The organism is Microcystis sp. (genome assembly GCF_048564745.1).
Classification (GTDB): domain Bacteria; phylum Cyanobacteriota; class Cyanobacteriia; order Cyanobacteriales; family Microcystaceae; genus Microcystis; species Microcystis ichthyoblabe_A.
In genome coordinates, this window is the sequence record NZ_JBLZRT010000094.1 from 1 (window position 1) to 5,345 (window position 5,345).

The 5,345-nt window shown below is 44.9% G+C and carries 4 protein-coding genes; 3 read left to right on the forward strand and 1 reads right to left on the reverse strand.

Going from position 1 to position 5,345, the window contains the following annotated elements; all coding sequences use genetic code 11:
- Positions 1-246: 246 nt before the first annotated feature.
- Positions 247-1,185 (reverse strand): SGNH/GDSL hydrolase family protein, encoded by a 939-nt coding sequence (locus tag ACOCD9_RS11310; RefSeq protein WP_287702271.1) that lies wholly within the window; start codon positions 1,183-1,185, stop codon positions 247-249.
- 82 nt (positions 1,186-1,267) lie between these two features.
- On the opposite strand from ACOCD9_RS11310, the gene ACOCD9_RS11315 reads away from it, so the two are divergent.
- From ACOCD9_RS11315 to ACOCD9_RS11325, 3 genes are all read left to right on the forward strand, one after another.
- Positions 1,268-1,402, forward strand: coding sequence for a hypothetical protein (locus ACOCD9_RS11315; protein WP_287702273.1), 135 nt, complete (start codon positions 1,268-1,270; stop codon positions 1,400-1,402).
- A gap of 379 nt (positions 1,403-1,781) precedes the next feature.
- Positions 1,782-3,773 (forward strand): DICT sensory domain-containing protein, encoded by a 1,992-nt coding sequence (locus ACOCD9_RS11320; protein ID WP_287702275.1) that lies wholly within the window; start codon positions 1,782-1,784, stop codon positions 3,771-3,773.
- A 162-nt stretch (positions 3,774-3,935) separates the two neighbouring features.
- Entirely contained in the window at positions 3,936-5,141 is a 1,206-nt protein-coding gene (locus ACOCD9_RS11325) for an argininosuccinate synthase (protein WP_287702277.1), read from the forward strand.
- The last annotated feature ends 204 nt before the right edge of the window (positions 5,142-5,345 follow it).

A 5,345-nucleotide genomic window follows, 5' to 3' on the forward strand; every position in this document is an offset into this window, starting at 1 on the left:
CAGACTTGGAAACTATCTCATCAAATTAGTTCCCCCATAGAACCTCCTTGAGCCATCTTGCACACTTTTCTCTTTTTGTCAAATTTTATGTTAAGAAAGATGTGACTAATGGATAGCCCCCTTGATAAGGGGGGTGCCGATAGGCGGGGGGATCTGAAAGTTTTTAATACCTACCTACTTAACTGATAAATGATAACTGATAACTGAATTATGCGCCCAGCAACAAACTTTTTCAGGCAACCCTAATTAAAAGACTTTTTTGATTGCCTCGGTCAGTTTTTGACTAATTAACTCGTTACCGTCTCGACTAAGATGAATATTATCGATATAGAGGGAATCAGGAGTAGGATGGGCTTGAAAAATGGGCAGAAAATCTAGATAAAAAATCTGCTGGTTGCTGGTGAAATCCGCTAGTCTTTGACGGGATTTCAATTCATAATCTCGCCCCTGTTTTTGAGCTTCGCGAATGAGGGGAGTAATAGCGATAATTAAAGGGGATTGATTAGCCTGAGCAAGGGCTTTAATTTGGGCAAGAGCGGTTAAATTATTGCCCACTCGATCGCCCGCTTCCTGCACTTGTGGCAGGGGAGGATAACGCTTAAAATATCGATCATACAATTCGATTAAAGCTAAAGCCGGCCGGCGAGCGGGATAATTAATTTCTCGTCCCACCACCGCCGAACTAGGAGCTAAAGCGAACAGATCATCGGTGTTCATTAATAACACAATCACCTGAGATTCAAAGGTGCCGAAACGTCGCAGATAGGCCAATTGATTGCGCGGTCCCCACGAATTAGCGGAAGCATTGAGAACCTCCACTGAACCCGTCAGATTCTGTCCTAAATTTTTGGCGATTAAAGCAGCAATGGTCTCTTTTTGATCTGTCCACCAGGAGCCATTAGCGATCGAATCACCGATTAACATGATTCTCGTCGTCTCCGGGGGCCGTTGGGGTGTAATCGGATCGCTCCGCATCGAATACTGATTAACGGCGATAAAATTGGAAAACCGGCGCGTTTGTTGATTAGGAGCCAAAAGATAGCCAATTTCGGCATCAGCTTTGTAAATAAGCGGATTACCGAACCCGAAGACAATTCTTAAAATAGCCTCCAGGAGAAGGCCAAGGGCGAAAAGAACGCCTAGAATGATTAAAGACAGCCGAATGATACCAATTTCTAATAACACGGATAGATGAGAGTTCGCTAATTTATGATCCTAAAGTGTCTCATACTTTCCACATCCATCTCATGAAAAGGAGTTAAGGGCAATGTCAGACTTAAATCGTGGCATTATGAAATTCGAGGGAGCCGATAAACCGGTAGTAGTGGCGATATCGTCGATTATCGTCATCGGCAGTATTATTGCGCTGATCGTTTGGGCAATGAAAGTTGCCTACATCTAGTTAGGGTTTGCGGCAAAAAGTTTCTCGTGGTGGCAGGGTGTGGGGTGTAGGGTGTAGGGTTGTACCCCTTTTCATCTGATAAATTCCCTAATTTTCAGGGAAAAAGTCCCTAAAATTTCCCCTCGATCCCTACCAATGGCTGGCACTTTTTGATTTCCCAAAAGTCTAAAAGTCTTACCCAACAAGGTTTTTAGATTTATTCAGCAACCTCTAGTTAACTAGAATAATTTCGCTCACTTTTGGCATCACTCGGTTTAAATTTCTGGCCATCACGATCTCACCTCTTGTCCCCTTGAGCCTGTAGGATAGGGTCAAGGGAGAAATTGCTAGTTCCCTCTATTGCGCTTGCTAGTCACACTCGACTCGAAACAGATCATCGATGAGCAGATCAACTTCTGTTTTAACAGAACTGTTGCAGTTACTCCCCCAATGGCGATCGCAGATGTACTTCAAAGCATCCCTGACCGCGCTATCCCACGCCATGGAGGATCAGGTTTTAGCGGAAGACGATCAACCATTAGTGATTGCCAGTTTTCAGCGTGAGCGCTTTTATCGTCAAGAGGCCCATCGCTATCGACGCATTGCCCACAAAAGCGGGCAAGTTTATGTTTTGTCCGCCCCAGAAACCGATTTTAAGCATAGTTCCGACGTTTACGAGACGATCGCTTTTCAACCGGATGACAGTTTAGCCCAAGAATGGCATCTAGTGGTTATCGGTCGCCATTATGCTAGTTGTTTGATCTGTCGGGAACGAACCCATCTGGTAGCCGAAGGGGAAAATAGGGCAGCTATGGATAATAATCGCCGTTTTGAGGGGATTTGGACGAGTGATCGCCATGTGAGTCAACAGGCCGCCCAAATTCTTTTAAATCATATTCTCGATTATCGTCCCGAACTGGCGGACAAAATTAGGCGCGCTCAAGAAGAATACCTGATCTGTGAACTGACGGACAGGGATCATCAAGAGGAACCGGATCCCTTTGTCCAGCGATTGGTCACTTATTTGCAAGCGGGACAGTATAAACTGCTGAAAGCCAATCGTTCCCTGGCATCGAAAGAACACAAAGAAAGACTGATCAACTCGGTAACAGCGGCGATCCGTCGTTCCCTCGATCCGGAAGATATCCTCCAGGTGGCAGTGCGGAAATTGGGGCAGGGATTGGGAGTCTGTCGCTGCGTGGTCTATCGTTGTAAGGAAGCCGACATTAACGCCACCATCGAACACGAATTTTTAAACTCCGGCATTAGTTCCATCAAAGGACAAAAATGGCCTCTGAAAAATAATCCTCTTTTTCAGGAAGCGCTGGAATTGAGAGAATCCCTAAAAATCGAAGACGCTATTCACGATCCCCGTCTCCCCGGGGATTCCATTCAAAATCTGGTGCGGGAATGTTCCATCTATTCTTGGTTATTAGTGCCGATTTTTTACCAAAGTCGTCTCTTGGGAATGTTGGAACTGCATCACTGTGGACCCTATACCACCACTTGGAAAAGCGAGGATGTCGCCCTGGTGGATGCGGTGGCCACTCAAATCGGAGTCGCCCTCATTCAAGCCGAAGCCTACGCTAATTTACAGGATTTAAATGAACAATTAGCCGCCCTCGATCGCACTCGTTCTAATTTAGTCGCCATTACCGGCCACGAATTACGCACCCCCCTGTCCACCATTCAAGTCTGTCTAGAAAGTTTGGCCTCGGAACCGGATATGCCGGCGGAAATACGCCAAATTATGCTTGATACTGCCCTGAAAGATGCGGAACGAATGCGTAAATTAATCCAAGATTTTTTAACTCTTTCCAGGTTAGAAAGTGGCCGGGTTAATTGGAATCCTGAAGCTTTATCCTTATCGGAATGTGTGGAATTAGCCATCAGTCATGTTCACGCCCGCAATCTCGACAACGAAAACCCAAAAATTATTAATCTTGTCCCCCCTAATCTGCCCTTTGTTTTAGCCGATGGCGAGTGGTTAGTGGAATTACTCTCCAAACTTCTCGATAATGCCTGTAAGTTTACCGGTCGCGAGGGAAATGTCTCGATCGAAGTCGCTTTGGGAAAATCAAAAACTCTAGAAGTGACGATTTCTGACACCGGACGCGGGATCGAACCCAATCGTTTAGAACAGGTTTTTGATCGCTTTTACCAAGAGGAGGGGGCCCTGCGACGCAGTGCCGGGGGAACTGGGTTAGGATTGGCTATCTGTCGTCAGATCGTTAATGGTTGGGGCGGCGAAATTTGGGCAGAATCTAGGGGCAAAAATCACGGCAGTCAGTTTCATTTTACTATTCCAATATTTAAAGATAAAACTAACGATAATCCCCAAAATACCGCTCCGAAAAAATCCTCCCGTCGTCCTGCCAGTAAACGTAAATAGCGGCTGGTTGCCCGTTTAGTTTTGGCTCTCTACTCGTGACTTCCTATTCCTTTTCTTCATCAAAAACTAAACAAAAAAGCATTAAAAAAGAAGCATCCAATCCCCAAGATATATAATAAACTTAAAAGAGTAATCAATTAGTCGTTTTTAGGTGAAAAAATTATGGGACGCGCCAAGAGAGTGGTTTTAGCTTATTCCGGAGGAGTCGATACTTCCGTCTGTATTCCCTATCTCAAACAGGAATGGGGAGTAGAAGAAGTGATTACCCTAGCCGCCGATTTAGGACAAGGAGACGAATTAGGACCGATTCAAGAAAAAGCCCTGCGCTGCGGAGCGATCGAATCCTTAGTAGTCAATGCTCAGGAAGAATTCGTCAAAGAATACGCTTTTCCCTCAATTCAAGCTAATGCTCTCTACGAAAATCGTTATCCCCTTTCTACCGCCCTGGCTCGTCCTCTAATTGCTAAATTATTAGTAGAGGCCGCCGAGAAATACGGGGCCGATGCCGTCGCTCACGGTTGCACCGGCAAAGGTAACGATCAAGTGCGTTTTGATGTGGGCATTATGGCCCTCAATCCTAGTTTAAAAGTTCTCGCTCCCGCCAGGGAATGGGGCATGAGCCGGGAAGAAACCATCGCCTACGGGGAAAAATTCGGGATTGAGTCTCCCGTGAAAAAATCCTCGCCTTTTAGTATCGATCGTAACCTGTTGGGGCGCAGTATTGAAGCAGGTCCTTTGGAAGATCCGATGACGGAACCCCCGGAAGAAATCTATCTAATGACCAAAGCGATCGCCGATACTCCCAACGAGCCGGAATACGTCGATATTGGTTTTAATCAGGGGATTCCTATCAGTTTAAACGGAGAAAATCTCGATTCTGTCACGCTAATTAGTCAATTAAATGACCTAGTGGGTAAACACGGTGTTGGTCGGTTAGATATGATCGAAAACCGGGTAGTGGGAATTAAATCCCGAGAAATTTACGAGGCCCCGGCTTTATTAGTTTTAATTGACGCTCACCGGGACTTAGAAAGTTTGACTTTAACTGGAGATGTTACCCAATATAAACGGGGAATTGAAGAGACCTACGGACAGTTAATTTATAAAGGATTGTGGTACAGTCCCTTAAAGGAAGCGATCGATGCTTTTATCCTCAAAACCCAAGAACAGGTAACGGGATCGGTGCGAGTGAAACTGTTTAAAGGTAACGCTAAAGTGGTCGGTCGTCAGTCAGTCAATTCTATCTATTCTCCCGATTTAGCTACCTACGGAGCCGAGGATCAATTTGATCATAAAGCTGCCGAAGGTTTCATCTATGTTTGGGGATTACCCAGCAAAGTTTGGGCCGAAAAAACTAGAGGGAAGTAATCAACAATCCTCCACTAATACCGTTAATAATTATTATTGTAGGGGCGAAGGCAATTCGTCCCTACCAGCAATTCTCATTTTGAAAACAAAAGAAGATAAAGTTCTCTATGTGAACAAGAGAACTTCTGTCTAATTATCATTTTTTTTCAAGATAATCATCATAATTAGCTTCAAGAGACAGTTTTAAAATATCTGCCCATAAAA